This is a genomic window from Ancylobacter mangrovi, assembly GCF_024752355.1.
Taxonomy (GTDB): Bacteria; Pseudomonadota; Alphaproteobacteria; order Rhizobiales; family Xanthobacteraceae; genus Ancylobacter; species Ancylobacter mangrovi.
In genome coordinates this window covers 40,788-62,450 of sequence record NZ_JANTHZ010000015.1, presented here as the reverse complement: position 1 = coordinate 62,450, position 21,663 = coordinate 40,788, and the positions used below count along the sequence as shown (strand labels likewise).

The following is a 21,663-nucleotide window of genomic DNA, read 5'->3' as shown; positions in this document are numbered from 1 at the left end:
CCGATCCATGGATTAATTGCATGGCTGATTTCCCCGCTGCCATCGACGCCCAGCTGGGCGGTCGACTGGTCCGCTGCGGCATACTCGTACGCTTCGACTTCCCCACCGGCGCCGTGCGGCTGTGGAATGGGGCGCGCGCGCTGCGCACGAATGACGGCTATCTCTGGTCCGGGCTTCGCGTGGTCGGCGACATTTCCGGCCTCGGGCAGTCGGTGAACGGCGCGGCCGCGCCGCTCGACCTGACGGTGTCGGGCGTGGATGCGGACTTCGCCGCCAAGGTGAAGGGCGACCGGGCGAACTGGTACGACGCGGTCGTCATCGTGTTCTGGCAGTTCTTCGACGAGTCCTGGCAGCCGCTCGACCTGCCGATGCCGTTCCGCTTCGCCCAGCTCAAGACCATGACCGCGAGCCGGAGCTGGGACGACAGCAACATGCGGCACGTCTACACGGTCTCGGTGCGCGCCGAAGGACCGTTCATCAATAATCGCCGGCCGCGCCACGGCTTCTACACCGATGCCGACCAGAAGGCGCGCTCGCCGGGCGACCGGTTCTTCGATCGCGTCGCCGGGATCGAGGGCAGGGTGATCAACTGGCCATGACGGCGGATCTTACGGCCTTTCTCCGGCGGATGGCTTCCGAGCCGTTCGCCTGGGGACGGTTCGACTGCGCGCTCACGGTGGCGGACTGGTGGCTGGCGAACCATGGCCACGATCCCGCCGCGCCCCTGCGCGGCACCTATGCCACGCGCGAGGAATGCCGCGCGGTCCTGGTGCGGGAAGGCGGGCTTCTCAGGCTGGTGGCCCGCCTCGCCGCGTCGGCCGGCGCATCCCGGCTCAATGAGGCGCGGCCCGGCGCCTTCGGAATCGTGCGCCAGCGCGACGAGCACCTGGCGATGGTCTGTACGCCGGGGATGCGCTGGGCGGCGAAGTCCGAGAGCGGGATCGTCGCGGTCGCCCATCCCCATCTTGTCGCCATGTGGAGCGTGTGAATGCGCCTTTTTTTCATCGCGGTGCTGCTGGTGGCGTCCGTGCTTCCCGCCGCTGCCATGCCGCAGGCCGTGGGCGCCTATCTCGCCTTCGCGCTGCTGCCGGCGACGGCGACGGCGGGAACTATCGCGATTGCATCGAGCGCGATCGCCCTCGGGCTCACGATCGGTATTTCCTACGCCGCCAACGCGCTCTTCAGCCGTTCGTCGGGCGCCCCGAAGCCGCAGGACGTCAAGACCACGCTGCGCAATTCGGTCGGGCCGCGCTGGCGCCATTACGGGCAGGTGATGATCGGCGGGTCGCTCGCCATGATCGAGACCAAGGACGGCGACCTGCACCAGGTCGTCGCCTTCGGCAGCCAGAAGATGCACGCCCAGCTCGGCTGGGTGATCGACGGGCGCGGGGTCGGCATCGACGTGTCGGGATGGGTGGTCACGGCGCCCTATCCCGCGAACACGGTCAAGATCGAGCAGCGGGACGGTTCGGCCTCGCAGGCTGCCTATGCGAGCCTCGTCGCCGCGCTGGGCGATCCCTACTGGACGACCGGTCATCGCGGCGACGGCATCGCCCATGCGTATCTGCTGGCGCGCAACGCCGATGCCGAGATCATCGCCGACGTCTACCCGAACCGCATTCCGTCGCTTCAAGGTATCTTCGAAGCGGCGGAAACCTATGACCCGCGCAGCGCGAGCGTGGTCTACAGCACCAATCCGGCGCTGTTCCTGCGCGACTACCTGACCCATGCGGACGGGCTGCAGATCGACCCGGCCTATATCGACGATGCGGACTTCATCGCGGCCGCCAATGCCTGCGACGCTGCGGTGCCGGTCAAGGCCGGCGGTACGGTGCCGCGCTATTTCGGGGCGCTCAGCTACCAGTTCGACGCCGAGCCGCAGAGCATCCTCTCGCGGCTGATCACGATGTGCGACGGCGACATCCGGCTCCGGCCCGACGGGCGGATCGGCTTCCGGGTCGGGGTGTGGGCCGACCCCACGGTGACGATCACCGACGACCAGATCATCGACTTCTCGCTCTCGGATGGCGGCGGGCCGCTGCGCGAGGCGAACGAGTACCGCCTGAAGTACACCGATCCCGGCCAGTATTTCGCCGAGGTCGAGGCCGAACCGTGGCGGATCGAGAGTGAGATCGCGGCCTATGGCCAAGTGCGCTCGACCACGATCGAGGCCTTCGAGATCCAGCACCACAACCTCGCCCGCCGGCTGATGAAGATCGCCGCCTTTCGCGGCTCGCCGCGCTGGCAGGGGACGATCCACACCACCCTCGCCGGGCTCCGGGCCTGGGACGAGAGATGGATCCGCGTCATCATCGCCGATCTCGAGGTGAACGAGACGTTCGAGGTCACCGGGGTCGACTTCGACATGGCGAGCATGTCGGTGACCCTGTCCATCGCCTCGTTCTCCGGCGCGGCCTACAGCTTCGACCCGGCCACCGAGGAGGGGACCGCGCCGACCGCCGCGGAGGCGGTGCCGGAAACCAGCCTGCCGCTGCCGACCGGCTTCAACGCCACCGGCGGATCGGTGGCGGTGTCCGGCAGCACCTCGGCACCGGCCATCATCACGACGTGGACGCAGGCCGCGCAGCCGGGACTGCGGGTCGAGGTCCAGTACGCCAACCAGGCGGATGGGATCTGGCAGCCCGGCGGGAGCGTCGACGACGGCGAGGAAAAGCTGCAGATCGTCGGTGTCGTCGACGGCGCCACCTACAATGTGCGCGGCCGGAACGTCGGTGCCGGCAGCGCCTCGACCTGGGCGGTGATCTCCGGGATCGTGGCGACGGCGGACAACACGGCCCCCGCGGCGCCGAGCATCACCAGCGTCAACGGCACGACCAATGCCACGATCACCTGGCGCAACCCGAACTCGCGGAATGTCGTTGCCGGACGGGTCTACCGCGACACGGACGGCAGCTTCGCCGGCGCGGACGAGATCTCCGGCCCGATCTATGGCGGCCCGAATGCCGTCCTCTCCTTCGTCGACCCCGCTCCCGGTTCCGGCACCTGGTACTACTGGGTGAAGGTGGAGAACGGGTCGGGTGTGCAATCGGCCGCCGACGGCCCGAACTTTATCACGCTGCCATGACCGCAACCTGGCCTTCCTCGCTCAAGCCGAGCCAGATCACCGATCCGGAACTCGTGGCGTCCTATGCCACCGGCGGGCGGACCAGCAACGGCCTCGAGCAGCGCGTGCTCTCCGATGCGGGCTATTGGCGCCTTTCCTACACCTTCGCCATTCGCAGTCGAGAACAGGTGCTCGCCTGGCGGGCGCTAGTGACGCGGATGAAAGCCGGCGAGGCCGTTGTCGCCACAGTCTACGACATGCACCGAGCAACGGGTGCCGACGCGGCGGGCAGCAGCGCGACCGTGCTCTCGCCCGTGCCGATTGGCTCGGTGTCGGCGCTGGTCGCGATCTACGGGATCGAGGCCGAGCCGGGGGCAATGTTCTCGATCGGCGATCGTCTTTACCGCGTGGTGGCAGTGACGGCGCCCGGCGAGGCACAGGACAACTGGCTCGATGCGGACGCATGGACGGGCGGGGAGCCGTGGCCGGCGCCGACGCTGGGGGTGACGCCGGTTCAACTGTGGTTCCTGCCGCCGCTGCGTGCCGCCGCGCCTGCCGGTACGCGCCTGTCGTTTCAGAACTTGCGCCTGCAGTGCTGGCCGGAGGGCTTGTCGTCGATCCCGCTCGACCTCGACCTCGGCAAGTTCGCCGACCCGACCCTAACGCTCGTCGAAGCGCTCTGATCCACTCCGAGGACCGCTCATGCCCCTTATCCCGTCGACCCATCAGGACGTCGTCGACTACATCAACGCGCTCGGCGACCAGGCCGGTGCGATGCTGGCGCGGCTCGATTCCAAGGACGCCGCGCTACAGCTCCAGATCAATCTCGAGGTCTCGGCCCGGATGTCGGCGATCGCGGCTGAGGCGGCGATCCGCGCGCGTGTGGATGCCACGGACGCGAACCGTCCCGGCGTGTCGCCCGAGCGTTTCGCGAGCGGCCTGACAGGCGACGAGGCGACGGCGCCGTCGGTCCCGCCGGCCTGGGTCGTCACGTCCAGCCGGGGGCGTGTGGCCCGGCTCACGGGAAGCGCGCTGATCGCCGGGCGCGGCCTGCGGGCCGTCGAACCGAGCCGGACCTACCGCGCCCGGGCCGTGGTGCAGCGAAACGTCGATACCGGCGATCCGTCCGGCGACGCCGTCGCGCTCAGGATCGCGTGGTACACCGCCTCGCGCGAGTACATTTCCTCGACCGACCTGCATGTCTGGGATGATCTGATCGTCTCAGGCGGACGCACTTCGGTGGAGAAGATCTTCGCGGCCGCCGCGGGCACCGGCGTCGACGTCGTCGCGCCCGGCACGGCGCGCTATTACCGCCTCTATGTGGAAACGTGGGGAACGTCGCAGAAGACCGATATCGAGGTGATAGCCGCCAGCGACGTGACCGACAACGAGCTGTGGTCGCCCGACCTGTCGAGCTTTTCCGGCCGCGTCGACGCGCTGGAGAGCCTCAACGCGGGAAGTCGCCTGGCGGCGATCGAGGGCGAGCTTGACGCGGCCGCGTCCCTGACCTTCTCGACGATCGGCGATCTCGAGGCGGCAACCATCGGTGTTTCGCCGGACGCAGTGCGGGTGCTGGGCGAGGACGCGCCCCATGACGGCATGGGCGGCTATTTCCGGCGCGCCGACAGCCTGACCGGCGATATCCAGAGCTTCGACGGCGCATGGTGGCAGCGCGTCAACTTCGCGCGCGCGCGCGGCGCCATCTCGCCTTTCGACTTCTTCGCCAAGGGCGACGGGGTGAACGACGATACCGCCGCCGTCCAGTCGGCGGTGGATGCCGTGAGGGCGATCCTGGGCCTCAACAGCTCCCTCACGTCGCTCGACCCGGCCTGGGGCGCCAATGCAATGGGCGTTTTCCTCGATCTCAGCGGCGGTCCGTTCCTTATCACCGATACGATCGATCTCACCGAGATAGCCTCCTATGGGTGGCGTATCCGGGGTGGCCTCTTTCTCGGCAAGTGCGCCGGCAAGCCGATGTTCGATCTGTCCGGCTCCAGCGGCTACACGATCACGAACGTGGCGTGGATCGGCGACGAGAACGACATGCCCTCCCATGCCTGGATCTCCGGCCCCTCCACCTTGAGGGGGTGCGGAAAGGGCCTGTTTCAGGGCTGTTCCACGCTCGGCTTCTTCAGCGAGGCGGCCTATCTTTCCTACGGGCAGGAAGAGAACACCGCTCACCAGAATATCTGGTGCAACTCGCAATATGACGCGGGGATCGGCATCCATATCGGCAACACGTCGCTTCTCCCCGTCACTTCGGAATTCACGACCCTGCGCTCGGGTCCGGTCAGCCACGGGAACAATACCTTCCTGCGCGACAGCTGGATCTATGTGCCATCGGTGGGGGCGAAGATCACCGGCATCACCAAGGCCGCCAATGCCGTCATAACCTTTTCCGACATGTCGGCCACCCCGCTCGAGGTGGGCGATCTCGTGACCTTCAGCGTCGATGTCCAGGGCATGGTGGAGGTATGGAAGGAGCGCGCGGAAATCCTTTCGATCGTCGGCAACGAGATCACCGTCGACCTCGACACCTCGACCTTCAGCACCTATGTCGCCGAAGGGCTTCTGGTCAAATGCCAGACCAAGCCGTCTCTTATTCTGACGAGGGCCAACCAGTTCAAGTTCGAGACCTGCTACATCGTCAATTACGGCCAGATGCAGATCGGCATCTATTTCGACGATCCGACCCACCCAATGATGAACGACATGGTGTTCAACTTCTCGTTCGAGGGGTCGGGGAACGACGGAAACATCAATATCGAGACGTTTGACCTCGATGCGAGCATGGACGGCTTCGCCCTGAATACGCACCATACAAATGGTGTCGGGCGCATAATCTATGCCAATGCGGGAACCGGCAGCCTCGCCATCGGCCTGCGCGAGTTCAACAGTATCGGGCAGATCCACGATGCGCTGGCGCTCGACTGCCCGGGTGGGCAGAACGTCTATTCCTATGGCGGATCGGCGATCGTCGACGCGTTGGACCTGGCCGGGCGGCTCAAGAACTGCTCGATCACGGCGCGCGACACAAGGAAGGCGACCTTCAACGACACCAAGAGCGGAAACCATACCGGCCTCGCCGTGGCGGGTGTCTCCGGGACGATCGGTTCGGCGACGGCGGCTTTCGATTGCAGCGCCGTCTTCGACCACGTCATGGGCGCCGTCACGGTGACGGTGGGCGCCAACGGGTCGGCCGCGAACGGCATCGCCGTCACGCTGCCGTTCGCGGCGCGTATATCGACCGCCAAGCCCGGCCAGAACACCAGCGCCGGATTGCTCCTGTCCGCCGCCGTCGCCGCCGGATCGGACCAGCTCATCATCACCACCGCAGACGGCTCGCACCCCGTGACGGGCGACGGGCAAACGCTCGTCATCCCGCTCGAATTCGTCTCGGCCTGACGCTTCCACCACGCCCGCCTGTCCCGCACGCCGCCTTCGGGCGGCATTTTTATGTCCGGAGCCGAGATGACCGCAACGATCAGGATCCCGCTGCATCGAAACACGAGCGCGCCGGCGCCGGCGATCCGCTTCACGGATCTGAACCTTGTCGGCAAACTGGTCGAGCTCGAGGTGACGCCGCGCGCCGGCAGCGCGCCGTTCACCCTGTCGACGGCGGATGGCGGGCTTGCCCTTGTTTAACCGGATGACGAGGGCGCGGGGGACGCAGGCCGACTATGTCGCGGCGATCCAGGCGCATCTCGACGCCACGGCGGGCGAGCGCCAGTATGATTCGATCCAGACTGCCGTGACCTATCGCGGCGACCCGAACGAGACCTATGCCGCCGAGGCGCAGGCGCTGTTCGAATGGCGCTCGGCCGTGTGGTCCTATGCGCTCACTGAGTTGGCGAAGGTAACGGCGGGCGAGCGCGCCGCGCCGGAAATCGCCGACTTCCTCGCCGAGCTGCCGGCCGTCGGCTGGCCGGCGGCGGCGTGAGGGAGTGTCAGGAAACACTAGGCATCGATTGTGGTGCCCCCGTCGGAGCATCCTCGGATCGAATCGGGTTCGGTTGCCGCGGCGACAGCGCGCCATCTCGTGCTTGTTGGAGGACAAACAGACGCAACGCTGACGAAAGGTTCGCGGTCACCCTCCTGGAATCAATAAGAGAAACCAGTTTGCCAATTGGCATGCCGCGATTCACCGCTAACTCTTTTAAGGCAACGTAGAACTCATCTTCGAGAGACACGCTGCGCTTTTCACGCCCGACCATAATAGTTCTACGTTTCACCAAACTGTTACCTATAGCCATTCGATGACCTTCAGCAGGGTGACCAAAAGTGATCGCTCGTTGATCATGAACGCTAGAGGTATTATCTGTCCATGCTGCTTAAGCGGCATGGGGCACGGGGCGGTGCGCGCCGAGACGTCTAGGTTCGTGCCGGGGGCAGCCTGCCATTGCGGGCTTCACCAAGAACGAACAGCCGCAGCGCTGACGAAAGATTGGATGTTCTCCGGTCGGCGTCGATCATGTTGATCAAAGCGAAGAGCGGGAGGTGTCGAGCGGCAGCGATCTCCTTTAGCGCGTTATAAAAATCGTCCTCAAGAGAGACGCTCGTTACATGCCGTCCGATAATAATCGTTCTTTTTCTAATTGAATTTCTAACTATCGACATTCAAGAGGTCCATGGCGAGATCGGAATGACATCAGACACGCTCGTGGCCTTCATTATACGCAGCGGTGATTTTGGGCGGCAATAGCTACAAAAGAACTGCTCTGTTCCAGTTGGATTCTCTTTTGCCGCTGCCCCCTTCGGGCGGCTTTTTTATGTCCGGAGCTCCCCATGCCCTACGATCCCGCCAAAGACCCGTGGTACGCACAGGTGACGCCCTCGGTCGGCCTCGGCCGTTCCGGAGCGGTGGTGACGCCGAGCGACGATGACGATCTCGCGCGCTATGCCCGCCTGCGCATCTTCGTGCCGGCCGATGCCGAGGATGCGCAGATCTCGGTCCTGCCGGTGGACCAGGCCGACGACGCGCCGCTCATCCTGTCGCTGCCAGTCGGGCAGGTGAGCATCCTCGAATATTTGGTGCGGCGCGTGCTCGCGACGGGCACGACCGAGGGCCTCGAAATCCACACGGTGGCCTGAGATGGACCTCGGGCTTTCGCTGGTCTCGCGCCGTCGGCGGGGTAGGATTCTTTACATGGGCTCATGGCTCGCCGCCCAGGGCCTCGCCGGCTCGACAGCCGGCGCAGACTTCGTGCGCGGCATCTATTGGCTGCCGAACCCGGTGTCCGGCCTGCCGACGCGCGCGAGCCAGGCCGAATGGTTCGCCAGCTTCATGGCGGCCGGGACCTCCTCGCGCACCTATTGGGATGCGTCGGGCAAGCTGCGCAGCAACCTCGCCGCCAATCAGCCGCGCTTCTCCTGGGAGTCCGGCCGGCGCCGCTTGGTGCTCGAGGACGCGCTCACCAACAAGCTGGAGTGCCGCAAGCACAATCCGGTCGACGCCGGCAAGATCGCTGTCGGCGCGCCACCTGCGGGCGCAACCTACGGCGTCGCCGACCGGCCGGACGAGATCGCGGCAATGGGGCTGGACCCGATCTGCACCAACGGCAAGGTGTACTTCGCTGACAACCCGAGCGGATCGGGTGCTCCGTTTTTCATCTATCCGGTCGGGCTGACTGGGAACGTCAACCCGCACACGCTCGACTTGTTCGGTTGGTCGACCGGTGCCGGCACTAAGCCGACCCTGCGACTTGAGAGCGGCGGGACGGGCGCGAAGATCATCGAGTCCTCTCCCGGGAGGGTGACCTGTCCGGGACTGACGCCCGGCAGTTCGTCCGACCGCATCGTGATTATCGTCTGGCCTGGCACGACGGTGTTCTTCATCCTGCCCGGTCTCTACGAACAGGCGTTCGCTCCGCACGCGCCGATCCCCGGCGACGCGCTGGCAGCAGTGACGCGGCCGATCGAGAGCTTCCAGATCCTGCCCGCGATAGTCTCAATGCTGGCGGGAGGGGCGACGGCCCTGGTGCGCGGCAAACTGACAACGCCAGCGCCCAATGCACGGGTCCTTGGCGGCCGAAGCTCCGTCGCTCTTATTTCGCGCGGGCCGTCCGACGCCAATATTACCGCCTACAATCAGGTGGTGGCTCTCCGGGCAGATAGTGACGACGGAGGCTTCTCTTCCGACTTCGGGGCCGTCTTCGCAGGTTCGAACGCACCTAGCCGAAAAGTCTGCCTGAACGGCAGCGCGATCGCTGAGGACGCCAATGAAACCGGTGTGACCGACGGCGTCGTGTATCTCGGTCGCTGCGCCGCGTTATCCGCGCCCGTCGGGTCGGGTTTCTACGATCAGACGGCGTGGTTCCCGGAAATCGCGGACAACGCCCGCATTCAAAGTCTGGCGGTGCCCTATGCAGCGTAATCCGATCTATCTGCGCTTCCCCGATCGCGAGGCGGCACTTACCACGGGCGCCGCGTTGATCGGCGAGGAAACGATCGAGCACCTCGCCGCGGATGGCTGGTGGGAGGGCATCTACTGGTGCATCGACGACATCGGCGCGCTCTACGAGCCAACTGGCGAGGTCGATGAGGACGGCGCGCCGGTCATGGACGAACTGCCCGGCTACCACGTCAACGGCCTGTGGTGCGGCCCGCTGGAAAGCCTGCCGGAGGCGCTCGCCGCCTATCGCATCGATCCCGACCCGCCGCTGCGCGTGTGGGGATGAGGGGGACACGAAGAGCGAGACCCTGACGGGCCGTGCGACCGCCCCGGTTTCGTTCGGCCCCGTCCGTACCTCGCGCCCGTGGCAGGTACTGGGAGCTGACGAGCGACGGCAACGCGAGTGGTAATATACCTACGGCCAATCGCAGAAGCGAACATCGCTATCTGAAAGGTGGGCCGGGAAAGTGGGTGGCACGTCCCCGGCCCATCCCGCCACGCCAAGCAGGCGCCGGCGCAGCGCGCCAGCCATTCGGTCCAGGTGGTTGACGCAAGGAAAGTAGAACTTATTCCACGCGAAAAGCACAGGCACCTCCGCGGCGCGTCGATGTCCGTCTGATATCCTGCAGTGTGAAGGCTGCCCATGCCCCGGCGCATCCCCCCGAATTGCCGGCATAGAGAGCTCGAAACGTCAGTGCGCCTTCAGCCAGGCGAGCGCATCCGGAAGATGGTAGAGCGCAAATCCGACCGCGCCTCCTATGGCGGCGCAGATCGCGAGACCAATGAAAATCGCCGTCAGGAGATAGCGGGCGTCTTGGGGCCGCATCGAGCGCTCACATGCCGTTTCATCTACCGAAAAGGCCTGCCGTCGCCTCCTCGAAAGGAGCGGCACCGTCTCGGCGGCGAAGGGTTTTTTTGTGACGTTGCTTATCGAGCGAGGCCCCCAAGGCGTCCGATGGCGCCGAACACGCCGCCCAGCATGCGCGCCAGGACGTAAGGAACCCATGTCGGCAGAAGGGCATAGGGATGGCCGGCAGGAAGGTATCGCCCTTGCCTGCGGGCACGCCGCGCTTCGAAACGCGCGCGGCGCGCGGACATGCGGTGAGGGTAGCGAGTCCGCGCGGGTCCACTTCTACGACGGCTCACACAACGCTCCTCCGCCACCGACAATGCCGTTGTCGGCTACTTCACGACGACTGTCGACCTGTCCAGGGGTGAGCCTCGGTGTCGGGCTTGGCACCACCACAATTGCCGAATGTGGGCATCCAGCTTCGAAAGCGCCGTCGGATCGACCTTACTGGATAGATCCTGGCGGATACGCGACATCGCCTCGTAGCCGGTTGCGGCAGATCCCTGCTTTCGCATCTGGAGCGCCTCGGAGCGGCGGATCAGAGCGTCAATATCAATCATATCCTGGTGCCTGAACGAGTCTTGTCCATCGATTCTTGTACCTGATGATACTCGCGGCATGTCGATGAGAGCGCCAAGTTGCAGCCAGGCGCCGAAGCATTCGTCCTCTCCCAAGAGGACCTGCCCAAACGTTGCCGCTGACAAAGCGGTTTCAGCATGGTGCGGACGGCGGGGCTCGAACCCGCAAGCCTTTAACGGCGCAAGATTTTAAGTCTCGTGCGTCTACCAGTTTCGCCACGTCCGCAATCATCGTCCCGGTGGCACGCCTAGCACTTTTCGAAGCGCTCCGGCGCGACCTCCTTCGTCCCTCACAATCCGGAGACTCTCCATGCGGCTGGTCAATGACTGGCGCGCCGTGCTCACGCGCGCCTGGAGCGTGCGCCTGCTCGTACTCGCCGGACTGCTGTCCGGCCTCGAGGCGGCGCTGCCCTACCTCGGCGAACTGCCGATCCCCGCCGGCCTGCTCGCCACCCTCACCACCTTCGTCGTCGCCGGCGCCTTCGTGGCCCGCCTGCTGGCGCAGAAATCCATGGGAGACCGCTGATGCCGACGCAGAAGCTCCGCCCCACGAAGCGCGCCTCGGCGGCGATCGCGGCCGTGATGGCCGCCGCCATGCTGATCGGCGGCACGTGGTACTCGGTCGCCCCGACCGGCAAGCAGTACCCGACCGCCGTGGTGATGGCGGCCGACCTCATCATCAAGGATTGGGAGGGGCTGCGCCTTTCCGCCTATCGCGACGCCGTCGGGGTCTGGACCATCTGCTACGGCGAAACCAAGGGCGTTCGCGCCGGGATGCGCAAGACCAAGGCCGAATGCGTGGCGATGCTCTATGAGCGCGTCTACCGCGACTTCTACATCCCGATCTCGCAATGCGCGGCGCCGAACTTCACTCGGGCGCCGGTGCCGGTGCAGGCGGCCATGACAGGAGGTGCCTACAATTTCGGGGTCGGCAGTGTCGAGCCTCGACGTGGGTGGTGCGGATCGACCGCCGCGCGGATGATCCGGGCCGCCAACTGGCGGGCGGCGTGCGATGCGCAGACCGCGTTCAACCGCGCCGGCGGGAAGGTGCTGCAAGGCCTCGTCCACCGCCGCGAGATGGGCGATGCGAGCCGCCTCGGCGAGGGCGAGCTCTGCGTGACGGGGCTGCAGTGATGGGGGCCCTGCTCGATCTCTTCCCCGCCTGGCTTAACGGTCTCTCGGCATGGGCCTTCCTCGTGCTCGGCGGCGCAGCGCTGGTCTACGGCCTGTTCCCGCTCGCCCCATACCGCGCCCTGGTGCAGATCGGGGGCGCGGCAGCCATCGGCTATGCCTGCTACCTCGCCGGCTATTCCGGGGCGCAGGCGGCCTGCGAGGCCGGACGGCTCGCGGCTGAGAACGCCGCGCTCAAGCGAGACGCCACGATCGCCGAGGAGGTGCAGCAGCGCTCCGAGGCCTCGCTCGCCAAATCGCAGATGGACCTTGCCAGCCTTCAGGAGGAGCGGGATGCGCTCGCGACCAAATATGCCTCGGCGGTGCGCCGGGCCGGTGATTGCGTGCTCGGCGATGATCTTCGCCGCAGCCTGCGCCGGCCCGAATAGCCTTACCGCGGCCAGCGTGCGGGTGCCGCCGGCACCGGCGGTGTGCGACGCCCCGCCACCGGTCGACTACCGCACCGGCGAGCCGCTCGAGCAGACCGTCGCCAAGCTCGCCGGCGAGCGCGACGCCTTCGGCGCCCGGCTGAAGGGCTGCCGCGAAGGATGGAACGCCATGGCCCAGCGCTACCGGAACGGGACCGGCTGATGTCCGATGCGATCCTTCTCGAGATCATGAGCAAGCTGGGCGAGCTCGCGGCCGACATGCGCAACCTCAAGGACGACCAGACGGCCGACCGGCGGGTGAACGCCGATTTCCGCAAGGAGGTCCGCGACGAGATGTCGGAGGTGAAGGCCGGCGTCTCGGAAGTCGGACACGCGATCCGACCGGTCGCGGAGACGGTCAAGAAACACGAGAAGAGACTCGACGAGCACGCCGGGGAGATCGCGACCAACAGGACGTTCCGGGATCGGTTCGGCGCGGTGACGGCGGTGGGCGGCGCGGGCTTCTCGCTCGTCTTCGGCGGCGTGGTCTGGCTGATCACGACCTATTGGCACGAACTGCTGGCCGTGCTCAGGGGCCTTTTTGCACGATCGTGAGCGCAGGACCCGACAGCCGCTGATCGGCCTGTCCCTGAACGCCGGCAAGCCGCTGCCATGTAACTCGAGCCCTCGCGATGGCGGTGAGTGGATCCTCGCCGGAAATCAGGGCGCGCCTGACCCGCGACAGCGCGAATGAGTGATCCTCAAGCGCGCCTTCCAGCGCGGATAACGCTTCGATGATCTGGCGCGGCGACTGTTCCATGTCGTGCCCTCCCTCGCGCATTGTCGTCGAGGTTGCGCCGTTCTCCCAATTACATTCTGGAATGTATTCGAGCGATGAAAACGGCGCCGCATCAGCACCTTGGACCATCTGGATATGATGCGGAGCGTTCGGCCTGGCACGCGCCGACCGGCCGGCTGATCGTCCATTTCCGCGGGGCGACCAGCATTGGGACGCTGGACGCGCAGGAGGCGCATGGCCGCTTCATCCTGCGCGAGGTCGCCCGCCGGCGGGCCGCGCTCGAGGCGGAAGCCGAGGCCAGCTTCTGGCCGAAGGACTTCCTGCGCACCCTCGCCGACGTGTGAGAGATCCGCGCGCTTTGCGCGGATGGCCGCCGGGACCGATCCCGGCATCACGTGGTGTGCGCCTCCCCGGGTGCCGTCGCGCCGAATATCACCCTGGTCCCGCTCTCCTCCGGGAGGGGGGCTTTTTTGGTTTCGGAACCGACGTCGGCGGGCTTCGTTGGAGAAGAGCCTGTAATCATCTCTTGCCCTGCCTCCTGCCCATCAGTGCGCCCAGGGGAGGCAGGGTGTTTTTTGGCTTCCTCAACGTGAACCGTGCGGCGCGGCCGGTGTTGAATCTGGCATGATCCCGATGGCGCCCGTTTACGTGTGGGCCGCGAATAGAGGCGACGGTATGGATGCGCAGCTTGCCGTTGCGGACATAGTCCGTTGCCATCGCTCGCAATATGGCGATCTGCAGATCGGTTAAATCTATTTCCGGCATCGGCGGATCCGGTCGTGCCTGTTGACCTGGAAGATGCCCGGAGAGGCACTTCTTCCCGCTCCGATGTCGAACTATATTCCCGCATATGAACTTGCCTTACCCAGTGCCCAGCAACGAAGAGGAGCGCCTTCGCGTCCTGGCCGAGTACCGGCTCATGGATACGCCGCCGGAGGAGGATTTCGAGCGGTTGGCCAAGTTGGCCGCACGTCTCTTCAATGTTCCGACCGTCCTGATTTCTCTGCTCGAGCGCGACAGGCAGTTCTTCAAGGCGCGCGTCGGTTTCGACGTCTGCGAGACCAGCCGTGAAGTCTCGTTCTGTGCCCATGCCATCGTTCAGAACGATATCCTGCTCATTCCCGATGCGACGCGCGATCCGCGTTTTCGGTCGAACCCGCTGGTACTGGGCCCGCCCTTCATTCGATTCTATGCCGGCAAGCCGCTGGTCGCTCCAGGCGGAGAGAAGATCGGCACCGTCTGCCTCATCGACACCGAGCCGCGCTCATCCTTCACCGAACTGGATCGCGAGCATCTCTCCGATCTGGCGGCGCTGGTGATGGACCGCATGGAAATGAGGCGCCTCGACTATGTGCGTTCGCTGAGCCAGGCCCGTTTCGAGAACATCGCGGCCACATCTCCCGACGCCATCATCTGCAGCAATGCCAGGGGAGAAATCACCTTCTGGAACAGGTCGGCCGAACGGATATTCGGGTATTCCGCCGATCAGATGATCGGACGGACAGGCGCTGTCATTGTCCCGGACAGTTGGCGGCGGATCTATGAAGCGGAACTGACCCGACTGCACCAGGGCAAGAAACTGGAACTGGCGGACCGGACGGTGGAACTTTCCGGCCTGCGCGAGGATGGGACCGAGTTTCCCGCCGAGTTTTCGCTCTCGACCTGGGGAGAAGGCGGCGAGACGAGCGTCGGCGCCATCGTCCGGGATATCAGCGAACGCCGTCGCAACGAGGAACGCCTGTTTCGCCTCGCCTCGCTCGATCCTCTCACCGACCTGCCGAACCGTGGCGCCTGGCGCGACTGTCTCACCGACACGCTCGCTGCCGAGACGCCGGCCACCATCATTCTTCTCGACCTGGATGGCTTCAAGGAGGTCAACGACGCGCTCGGCCATTCGGCCGGGGACGCCGTGCTCAAGGAGGTTGCCGCGCGGCTGAAGCTCGCCTGTGAAGATGCGATCATAATCGCCCGGCTCGGAGGCGACGAATTTGTCGCGCTGCTTCCCGGAGACGATCCGCAATATGCCGCCACGTTTGCCGATCAGCTCGTTTCCATTGTCTCCTGCCCTTATGAGTTTGCAGGAGAAAAGGTCGAGGTCGGCGTCAGCATCGGCGTCGCCCTGACGCCGGCCCACAGCGCGCGCCCCGAGGAACTGTTGAGCGCCGCCGATCTCGCGCTTTATCGGGCAAAGGCGTCGGGCCGGGGCCGGGCCGAGATGTTCTCGCCTGTCTTTCGAGATGTGGTAATCGCACGCCGCGCTTTCGCGCAGGAACTTCGGCTTGCCTTCGAGCACGGTGAGTTCGAACTGTTTTACCAGCCGCAGGTGAACACCCGGACGGGCGCACTGGTCGGCGCCGAAGCCCTGATGCGCTGGAACCATCCTCAACGCGGCCTGCTCACGCCAGCCTCGTTCATGGAAGTCCTCAGTGAGAAGCCGTCGGCCGGCGCCGTCGGGGAATGGGTCCTGCGCACGGCCTGCGCGCAGGCTGCAATCTGGCGCGAAGCCGTCCCTTCCTTCCGCATAGGAGTCAATCTGTTCGCAGCGCAATTCCGCGCCGGCAGGCTCCTGACCTCCGTCCGGGAGGCGCTCGCCGAGAATAATCTCCCCCCGGCGGCACTCGAGCTGGAAATCGTCGAAACGATCCTGCTGCGCAATGACACCACCATTCTCCGGCTCCTCCAGGAACTGAAAGCGCTCGGCGTCAGGCTGGCCTTCGACGACTACGGCACCGGCTTTGCGTCGCTCAGCCTTCTCAAGCGCTATCCGGTGACCTGCCTCAAGATCGATCGGTCCTTTATCCGCGACGTCGACACCGATCCCGAGGACGCCGCCGTCGTGAAGGCCATCATCTATCTGGGAAAGAGTTTCGGTCTCGAGGTCATCGCTGAAGGAGTGGAGACCCGTACTCAACTCGCGTTCCTGCGCGAGAATGGCTGTGCGGAGGCTCAGGGCTACCTTTTCGGAAAGCCCGTTCCGGTGGCGCAATTCGAGGCGATGCTTTCACAACAGCCGGCATTCGCTCTGTGACGATCGCCATCGGGGCCGGGAAATACCCGCCCCGACCAGGCCAGCCCTGAGCTCATCCCGCCGCGGCCGAAGGGGCCGACATCCGTGCCAAGGAGATCCCCCGCCGAGGGGCCACGCCCGGCCGGGCGTTCCGCGAGGGCCAGTCTTGCCCGGCAAGCGGATTTTCTTTTGATGTCAGGAAGATGGGCTCTTGCGGAACGGCCCCGCTCGTCTACATGAGCGTCGCCATCCTGAACGGGAGCGTCGGTCATGTATGATCAGAGCTACGACCCTGAAACCGTGGCGTTTCTCGAGCAGGTCCTCGAGGACGCCTGCGGGCGGGTCTCGGTGCGTGTGCCGCTGAACGACGGCATCCGCACAATGCTGGCGTCGGCGGTGCTGGAGGGAGCCAGGCTCGGACTACGCGAACGGGACGCCCTGCTTCGCTTCGCCCTGCGGGCGATCCCGGCGTTTCGGGAACGGGAATTACAGCTCTAACCGCGGCGGGGCGGACCGTCACCGATAGGGAGCGGCCCGCACCACACCCGGCCAGACGCATGCGAGGGCCCGGCCTCGAGCCGAGCCCTCGGCATGTCACGCGGCCTTCAGCGCCTTGTTGTTGGCGACCTTGTCCGCGAGCTTGGAAAGCGCCGCGTCGGTCTTCGACTCTTCCTGCAGCGTGGCGTCGAGCAGCTTTTCGGCGTCCTTCATGCCGAGCACCTGCGCCCAGCGCTTCAGCGTACCGTAGCGGCTGATCTCGTAATGCTCGACCGCCTGGGCCGCCGCAGCGAGACCGGCATCGAGCGCGGGCTGTCCCTTGAACTCCTCCAGGATCTCCTCGCCTTCCTCGAGGATGCCCTCGATCGCCGCGCAGGTCTTGCCCTGGGGGCGCTTGCCGATGAGCTCGAAGATCTGCTGAAGCCGCTCGATCTGACCTTCGGTCTCGTCGCGATGCTTCTCGAAAGCGGCCTTGAGCTCAGGCGCCTGGCAGCCTCGGGCCATCTTGGGAAGGGCCTTCAGGATCTTCCGCTCCGCGAAATAGATATCCTTCAGGGTTTCGTGAAAGAGGGTGTCGAGGGCCTTGTCCGTCATGTCGATCTCCATCGATGCCAACCCCAAGCGGCTGAAGAACGACGTGGCGGAACGTTGGTTCCGGGGAGCTACTCAGCCCTCTTCCGCCAACCTCTCCTCAAAACGGTGACATGTCCTTCCGCCGGGCTTGTTCTCTTTTCGTTCTCGTGGAATCAATCCCTCCTCAGACGAGGGAGACGACCATGCCGAGCGAGCAACCGCCCGCCGAACGGGAACCCATTGCCATCTCGGAGGCCGACGTCGACGAGGCGATCGCGGCCTGCGATGGCGATTTGCGGGCGACGATCAAGGCGCTGCTCATCGGCCAGCAATATCTCGAGGTGGCGCTGGAGATGGCCCGGCAGGAAGCCTCCTGGGGCTACATTCGCGGTCGGCCGTCGCGGAGGGTAGGCGATGCGGCGCAAGGGTGAGATCAGCCCCGACGCGATCCGACGCGATTTTCCGTACAGCGTCTGGCTACCGGAGCAACTGGCAACCGACATGCTGCGCGGCGCTCGATTCTACGCCTCTGCGGCGTCACGCGCGACCGTGGAGCACGTGGATGGGCAGCGCTGGGTCGCGGTGTGGTTCGGCGAGGAACATGACGCTCAAGCATTTCATCGCCATGCGGGCGGCTCGATGGGGCGACCGTCGCCCGATCGGGCATGCGACGTTGTGCGGCGGTGATCGCGTAGTTTGCAGCGGAATCGGGGCCGGCGAGGCGAAGGGTGATGGCCGGTAGTTCTTGGGTCAGTTCGACTATCGTCGCTGACCTTCCAAAGCGAGCTTCTGGCCGCCCCAGCTTAGGATTCCGAAAATCGCGGACAGGCTCGCAAGTAACCTTGAAAACGGTCCCTGTTCGGCATCAGCCCGGCCGGTTGGTGTGTCAACGTGCGCTAGAACGGCTCGCTTTCCGGCTTTTCGCGGCGTGTCCGCTTAACCGGCGTTACGGTCGTCCGGAACTGCACCGTGTTGATACGATGCACCAATAGCGAATCTGGGTCGAGCCGAAGGCTTAACTCGCGTGGATCCTTCTCCTCGCCCCACCAAAAATCCCGCACTAGGCTCGGCATGGAAAAGACAGCCTCTAGATCCCCACATGAACCCCCGGTAGTCATCGGCTTGCTCTCCCTGGTCGATTTAGGTGTCTCTTCGAGCACCGACCACATCAATGGCTCGTCATCTTCGTCCGAACGGCCGCCGTGCAAGTATGCCTGAACCTTTGTCCCCTTAGGCATGTCGAACTCGGCAGTGCGAGCCGCCTTATGAAAGAGCACGACATTGTAACCCTTTACCCTGCTCTGCGCTGAGGGAAAGAGCACGCCGTCGAGCGCGAAGCCGGGATGGTCAGCTAAGTAATCGGCCATAGCCTGGGTGACGAGATATTCGAAGTCCTCAGCGTCGGGCATCACCGGCCGAACGATCCGCCGGCTGAGTGTAGCGAGAATACTGGCGCGTCGTGCTCTTCCGGCAAGCGTCGGATCGAAAACGCTGCCCTCGACGAAAACCTTACCAAGTAAGGTAACGTTTAAGAGCCGAAGCGATCGTATAATCTCGAAGCGGCCTACTATAACCTCTGCCCCGACTGGAGGCCGGACCTCGGCCATGGCGATCTGCGCATCCGTCGCACCGTAGAACACCGGCACGCCGCGGGCATTCATGCGGCCCGCTCGCGCGTCTTTGGAGGGGGGTGGAGCAATCTCCAAGTCCGGGCGAGACAGGGCTGCCTCGAGGCGATCGCGCGACTGAAAGGCGCGTGCGCGAAAAAGTGACGTGATTGCTGTTCCCGGACCGGCTGCGACGATAACTGGCATGCCGGACTTTGTCCGAGCCTCAGTGATCCCCGAAAAAGTGTCTGACAATACCTGCTGGGCGGTGCGGCTGAAGAACCTAACCTCGCTCTTCAGGCTCTGTTCGAACCGTTCCCAGTTCTGATGAAAATGATCATCTTTGACCACATCCAATCGCTCGTAGTGGCTGTCAGGGCCAAATTCTTGCTCCCCGTCGACGTCCCCGGGGACAAAAGTGTCGTGGCGCTCAGCGAGTATTTCTGCGATGGCGCTCGCTGGCGGTTCATCAATCATTGCCGCCATCTGAATCGCTTCACCGATCGGTTCGCCATGCCGATGCCAAACGAGTTCGCCATAACGGATCGCCATAGTCTCTAGATCGTCGGGCTGATCAGACGTCCGCACGTAATGGTCGGCAAAGGCCGCTTCGACTCTGTCCGCCATTTGCTCCAGAGTGAAGGTGCGGCTCTTCCGACGATAGCAGAAATTGCATCGAGCAATTTCGCCTTCCTTGCGGATGACCGCCTTCAAGAAGCGCTCACCTACACAGGCAGCGCAAAGACGTTGCCTGCACGGGTCTTCGCCATTTGAGTCTTCGTGCCTCATCCCAGCCTCTTGGTCGAGGTTGCCCTAACTCGCTCACCATAGAGGATCGCCCCGCACATTATCTTCGTCGACCGCACACCGGACTTTCTACAATCGACAGCGTGACACTTTCGCGCATTTGGAGCCCTGAAATGGCGCCCGAAAGTGTCACAAGCTGCGGAAACGACTAATCTTCTTCCGGCCTGTCACGCCGGAGGTCGCGGGTTCGAGCCCCGTCACTCCCGCCAGTCGTTTCAACGGCTTGGCGCCGCTTCAGCACCGCTTCCGCAAGATCCGTGACATCGGCCCGGCACCGTGACGGGCCTGTCCGTGCGCCGGGCGACCTGTGCGAGCGCGCCCGCTACCGGATGGTTTCTGGCGCGCAATAGGTGTCGTGAATGTTGCAGCCTTGGGCGTCGTTCTGCGCACATTCGCTCATCGCCTTGCTCTGCGAGTCGGCGCGCGTTGCGCCGCCGCCGAGGCCGAGCCGGTTCTTGTTGGTCGCCCGGGCGAGGGAAATGCACATGTCGGGGCCGGCAATGGCGACGACGCAGTCGCTGGCGCCGCCGGTCTGGCACTCCGAAAGCGCCGTGGTTTTTACCGAATCCTCGGAATGGCCGGTAGCGAAGCCGACATTACCGGTATCCTTGCTGTAGGCGGCGGCGACATAGTTCGACTGCTGGGCGGCAGCCGGCGCGGCAACGAGAATGGCGGCAGCGACGAGCGTGGTCTTCAGCTTGAACGTCATGAAATTTCCCCAGAGAACAGCGATGAATGACGACCCCCGGTATCCAATACTACAGGGAAACGTCGGGGCTGTAACAGCTTACCGTGGAAACGGCTCGCGGGGGCCGGTTCGTGGCCGGGCGGGCGCCTATGCCTTACTTGGCTCGATATCCCGGCCGGTCAGCGCCGGCTCGAGCGCTTCGAACGGTACATGGCGGCATCGGCGGACTGGATGAGGGAGCGCACCGTGCGCCCGCCCTCGGGATGCAGCGCGATGCCGGCGCTGACGCCGATGTCGAGCGTCGTGCCGTCGGCGCGTCGGTAGGGCTGGCTCAATCGCTCGACGACTTGGCTCACGGTCGCTTCGGCGGCCGAGGCGTCGCTGAGGAAGATCGCGAACTCGTCGCCGCCGAGGCGCGCGGGGAGGTCCTCCGGTCCCAGACATTCCTCGAGGCGGCCGGCGACGGCGGAAAGCAGCCAGTCGCCGACATCGTGGCCGTAGGCGTCGTTGACGATCTTGAAGTTGTCGAGGTCGAGATAGGCGACCGCGAAGTGCGGCAGGCTCACCAGGGCGCGGGTCAGGCGCTGCTCCAGCAGCCGGCGGTTGGGCAGCCCGGTCAGCGCGTCGTGCTCGGCGAGATAGGCGAGGCGGCGCTGCGCGATAGTCCGCTCGTCGATCTCGTGCTGGAGCTCGCGATTGATGGCCGCGAGGTCCGACGTGCGCGCCCGCACCCGCTGCTCCAGCTGGTCGTTGATGCGCTGCAGGTTCGCCTCGGCCTTCTTGCGCTCGGTGATGTCGACGAACAGCGCCACCACCCCGATCTTCCGCGACGGCCCGTCGGCATCGGCCGGCGACCAGAGGAAGGAGGTGATGACGTTCAGCCAGCTGACGCCGTCGTCGCGGTGGAAGGTGAGGTCGCGTGTGTGCTGGGTGTTCGGATCATAGATCGCGTCGAGCACGGCCTGCGCGAAGGTGTCGTTGGCCGGGTTTTCGAAGAAGTAGGCCGCGAAGGGCTGGCGCAGCGTTGACCGAGCCGCCAGCCCCAGCATGCGCTCGGCCGCGGGGTTGAACGCCCGGACGGTGCCCTGAAGGTCTATGACGACCACGCCTCCCTGCATGTATGTCAGGATGCCGGTGTATATGGCGTCGGGAATGGCCATCGGGGTCCGAGAGGTTCGCTCCTCGAAATACAACGAATTCGAATTATTCCTTATCCCCTGCTGGTCGCGGGCGTCCAGCCGCCACGGAGCGTCGGTGGGACCT

The 21,663-nt window shown here is 65.0% G+C and carries 28 protein-coding genes and 1 tRNA gene; 20 read left to right on the top strand and 9 right to left on the bottom strand.

All coding sequences use genetic code 11. From position 1 onward, the window contains the following. Positions 1-20 precede the first annotated feature (20 nt). From NVS89_RS22470 to NVS89_RS22440, 7 genes are all read left to right on the top strand, one after another. Positions 21-599 carry a hypothetical protein gene (locus NVS89_RS22470; RefSeq protein ID WP_258735014.1) on the top strand — a complete coding sequence of 193 codons (579 nt, stop codon included), beginning with the start codon at positions 21-23 and terminating at the stop codon, positions 597-599. Beyond that, positions 596-988 (top strand): DUF6950 family protein, encoded by a 393-nt coding sequence (locus NVS89_RS22465; RefSeq protein WP_258735013.1) that lies wholly within the window; start codon positions 596-598, stop codon positions 986-988. The genes NVS89_RS22470 and NVS89_RS22465 overlap by 4 nt, the downstream gene beginning before the upstream one ends. After that, positions 989-3,085: a phage tail protein gene (locus NVS89_RS22460; protein ID WP_258735012.1), complete on the top strand. Its 2,097-nt coding sequence runs from the start codon at positions 989-991 to the stop codon at positions 3,083-3,085. It abuts the gene before it with no gap. After that, positions 3,082-3,747, top strand: coding sequence for a hypothetical protein (locus tag NVS89_RS22455; protein WP_258735011.1), 666 nt, complete (start codon positions 3,082-3,084; stop codon positions 3,745-3,747). Before NVS89_RS22460 ends, NVS89_RS22455 begins: the two co-directional genes overlap by 4 nt. Before the next feature lie 19 nt (positions 3,748-3,766). Further along, on the top strand, positions 3,767-6,469 hold the full coding sequence (locus NVS89_RS22450) for a ubiquitin-activating E1 FCCH domain-containing protein (RefSeq protein WP_258735010.1): 2,703 nt from the start codon (positions 3,767-3,769) through the stop codon (positions 6,467-6,469). Positions 6,470-6,535: 66 nt separating this feature from the next. Beyond that, a complete protein-coding gene (locus tag NVS89_RS22445) occupies positions 6,536-6,709 on the top strand; it encodes a hypothetical protein (protein WP_258735009.1) in 174 nt (57 codons plus the stop codon). A gap of 4 nt (positions 6,710-6,713) precedes the next feature. Then, positions 6,714-7,004: a hypothetical protein gene (locus NVS89_RS22440; RefSeq protein WP_258735008.1), complete on the top strand. Its 291-nt coding sequence runs from the start codon at positions 6,714-6,716 to the stop codon at positions 7,002-7,004. Between the two features lie 7 nt (positions 7,005-7,011). On the opposite strand, the gene NVS89_RS23015 is transcribed toward NVS89_RS22440, so the two are convergent. Together NVS89_RS23015 and NVS89_RS22435 are read right to left on the bottom strand one after the other, a co-directional pair. Further along, positions 7,012-7,317, bottom strand: coding sequence for a ribbon-helix-helix domain-containing protein (locus NVS89_RS23015; protein ID WP_374114629.1), 306 nt, complete (start codon positions 7,315-7,317; stop codon positions 7,012-7,014). 118 nt (positions 7,318-7,435) lie between these two features. Further along, the gene (locus NVS89_RS22435) at positions 7,436-7,681 is read right to left on the bottom strand and encodes a ribbon-helix-helix domain-containing protein (protein ID WP_258735007.1); all 246 of its coding nucleotides are present in this window, start codon (positions 7,679-7,681) and stop codon (positions 7,436-7,438) included. A gap of 168 nt (positions 7,682-7,849) precedes the next feature. Here NVS89_RS22435 and NVS89_RS22430 point away from each other — a divergent pair, with 168 nt between their 5' ends. Genes NVS89_RS22430 through NVS89_RS22420 form a run of 3 tightly spaced genes read left to right on the top strand, consistent with a single transcriptional unit; the run spans position 7,850 to position 9,741 of the window. Next, positions 7,850-8,155, top strand: a complete 306-nt coding sequence (locus NVS89_RS22430) for a hypothetical protein (protein ID WP_258735006.1) — start codon at positions 7,850-7,852, stop codon at positions 8,153-8,155. 55 nt (positions 8,156-8,210) lie between these two features. Next, positions 8,211-9,437: a hypothetical protein gene (locus NVS89_RS22425; protein ID WP_258735005.1), complete on the top strand. Its 1,227-nt coding sequence runs from the start codon at positions 8,211-8,213 to the stop codon at positions 9,435-9,437. Further along, positions 9,427-9,741: a hypothetical protein gene (locus tag NVS89_RS22420; RefSeq protein WP_258735004.1), complete on the top strand. Its 315-nt coding sequence runs from the start codon at positions 9,427-9,429 to the stop codon at positions 9,739-9,741. Before NVS89_RS22425 ends, NVS89_RS22420 begins: the two co-directional genes overlap by 11 nt. 1,281 nt (positions 9,742-11,022) lie before the next feature. Here NVS89_RS22420 and NVS89_RS22415 read toward each other — a convergent pair. Further along, a tRNA-Leu gene (locus NVS89_RS22415) sits at positions 11,023-11,109 on the bottom strand. Positions 11,110-11,193: 84 nt separating this feature from the next. Between NVS89_RS22415 and NVS89_RS22410 the strand changes: the two genes are divergently transcribed. Genes NVS89_RS22410 through NVS89_RS22390 form a run of 5 tightly spaced genes read left to right on the top strand, consistent with a single transcriptional unit; the run spans position 11,194 to position 13,036 of the window. After that, a complete protein-coding gene (locus NVS89_RS22410; protein WP_258735003.1) occupies positions 11,194-11,409 on the top strand; it encodes a DUF7940 domain-containing protein in 216 nt (71 codons plus the stop codon). Next, entirely contained in the window at positions 11,409-12,017 is a 609-nt protein-coding gene (locus NVS89_RS22405) for a lysozyme (protein ID WP_258735002.1), read from the top strand. The genes NVS89_RS22410 and NVS89_RS22405 overlap by 1 nt, the downstream gene beginning before the upstream one ends. After that, positions 12,017-12,442: a hypothetical protein gene (locus NVS89_RS22400; protein ID WP_258735001.1), complete on the top strand. Its 426-nt coding sequence runs from the start codon at positions 12,017-12,019 to the stop codon at positions 12,440-12,442. Before NVS89_RS22405 ends, NVS89_RS22400 begins: the two co-directional genes overlap by 1 nt. Beyond that, a complete protein-coding gene (locus NVS89_RS22395) occupies positions 12,408-12,644 on the top strand; it encodes a hypothetical protein (RefSeq protein WP_258735000.1) in 237 nt (78 codons plus the stop codon). Before NVS89_RS22400 ends, NVS89_RS22395 begins: the two co-directional genes overlap by 35 nt. Continuing rightward, positions 12,644-13,036, top strand: a complete 393-nt coding sequence (locus tag NVS89_RS22390; RefSeq protein WP_258734999.1) for a hypothetical protein — start codon at positions 12,644-12,646, stop codon at positions 13,034-13,036. The genes NVS89_RS22395 and NVS89_RS22390 overlap by 1 nt, the downstream gene beginning before the upstream one ends. On the opposite strand, the gene NVS89_RS22385 is transcribed toward NVS89_RS22390, so the two are convergent. Continuing rightward, positions 13,011-13,241 (bottom strand): hypothetical protein, encoded by a 231-nt coding sequence (locus tag NVS89_RS22385; protein WP_258734998.1) that lies wholly within the window; start codon positions 13,239-13,241, stop codon positions 13,011-13,013. The two genes, NVS89_RS22390 and NVS89_RS22385, sit on opposite strands and share 26 nt — an antisense overlap. Positions 13,242-13,315: 74 nt before the next feature. On the opposite strand from NVS89_RS22385, the gene NVS89_RS22380 reads away from it, so the two are divergent. Then, on the top strand, positions 13,316-13,564 hold the full coding sequence (locus NVS89_RS22380; protein ID WP_258734997.1) for a hypothetical protein: 249 nt from the start codon (positions 13,316-13,318) through the stop codon (positions 13,562-13,564). A gap of 175 nt (positions 13,565-13,739) precedes the next feature. Here NVS89_RS22380 and NVS89_RS22375 read toward each other — a convergent pair whose 3' ends face one another. Next, positions 13,740-13,985: a hypothetical protein gene (locus NVS89_RS22375; RefSeq protein WP_258734996.1), complete on the bottom strand. Its 246-nt coding sequence runs from the start codon at positions 13,983-13,985 to the stop codon at positions 13,740-13,742. Between the two features lie 154 nt (positions 13,986-14,139). Here NVS89_RS22375 and NVS89_RS22370 point away from each other — a divergent pair, with 154 nt between their 5' ends. Further along, positions 14,140-16,248: a putative bifunctional diguanylate cyclase/phosphodiesterase gene (locus tag NVS89_RS22370; RefSeq protein ID WP_258734995.1), complete on the top strand. Its 2,109-nt coding sequence runs from the start codon at positions 14,140-14,142 to the stop codon at positions 16,246-16,248. A 249-nt stretch (positions 16,249-16,497) separates the two neighbouring features. Next, a complete protein-coding gene (locus NVS89_RS22365) occupies positions 16,498-16,725 on the top strand; it encodes a hypothetical protein (protein ID WP_258734994.1) in 228 nt (75 codons plus the stop codon). Positions 16,726-16,821: 96 nt separating this feature from the next. On the opposite strand, the gene NVS89_RS22360 is transcribed toward NVS89_RS22365, so the two are convergent. Next, positions 16,822-17,319, bottom strand: a complete 498-nt coding sequence (locus NVS89_RS22360) for a YciE/YciF ferroxidase family protein (RefSeq protein WP_258734993.1) — start codon at positions 17,317-17,319, stop codon at positions 16,822-16,824. Positions 17,320-17,501: 182 nt separating this feature from the next. Here NVS89_RS22360 and NVS89_RS22355 point away from each other — a divergent pair, with 182 nt between their 5' ends. Together NVS89_RS22355 and NVS89_RS22350 are read left to right on the top strand one after the other, a co-directional pair. Continuing rightward, positions 17,502-17,729: a hypothetical protein gene (locus tag NVS89_RS22355; protein ID WP_258734992.1), complete on the top strand. Its 228-nt coding sequence runs from the start codon at positions 17,502-17,504 to the stop codon at positions 17,727-17,729. After that, the gene (locus NVS89_RS22350; protein WP_258734991.1) at positions 17,713-17,985 is read left to right on the top strand and encodes a hypothetical protein; all 273 of its coding nucleotides are present in this window, start codon (positions 17,713-17,715) and stop codon (positions 17,983-17,985) included. Before NVS89_RS22355 ends, NVS89_RS22350 begins: the two co-directional genes overlap by 17 nt. A gap of 209 nt (positions 17,986-18,194) precedes the next feature. Here NVS89_RS22350 and NVS89_RS22345 read toward each other — a convergent pair whose 3' ends face one another. The 3 genes from NVS89_RS22345 to NVS89_RS22335 form a co-directional block, all read right to left on the bottom strand. Then, positions 18,195-19,619 (bottom strand): RES family NAD+ phosphorylase, encoded by a 1,425-nt coding sequence (locus NVS89_RS22345; RefSeq protein WP_258734990.1) that lies wholly within the window; start codon positions 19,617-19,619, stop codon positions 18,195-18,197. 415 nt (positions 19,620-20,034) lie between these two features. Then, positions 20,035-20,421, bottom strand: coding sequence for a DUF4189 domain-containing protein (locus tag NVS89_RS22340; protein WP_258734989.1), 387 nt, complete (start codon positions 20,419-20,421; stop codon positions 20,035-20,037). Positions 20,422-20,579: 158 nt separating this feature from the next. After that, complete coding sequence (locus NVS89_RS22335; RefSeq protein WP_258734988.1) at positions 20,580-21,560, bottom strand: diguanylate cyclase domain-containing protein; 981 nt, start codon at positions 21,558-21,560, stop codon at positions 20,580-20,582. Positions 21,561-21,663: the final 103 nt, after the last annotated feature.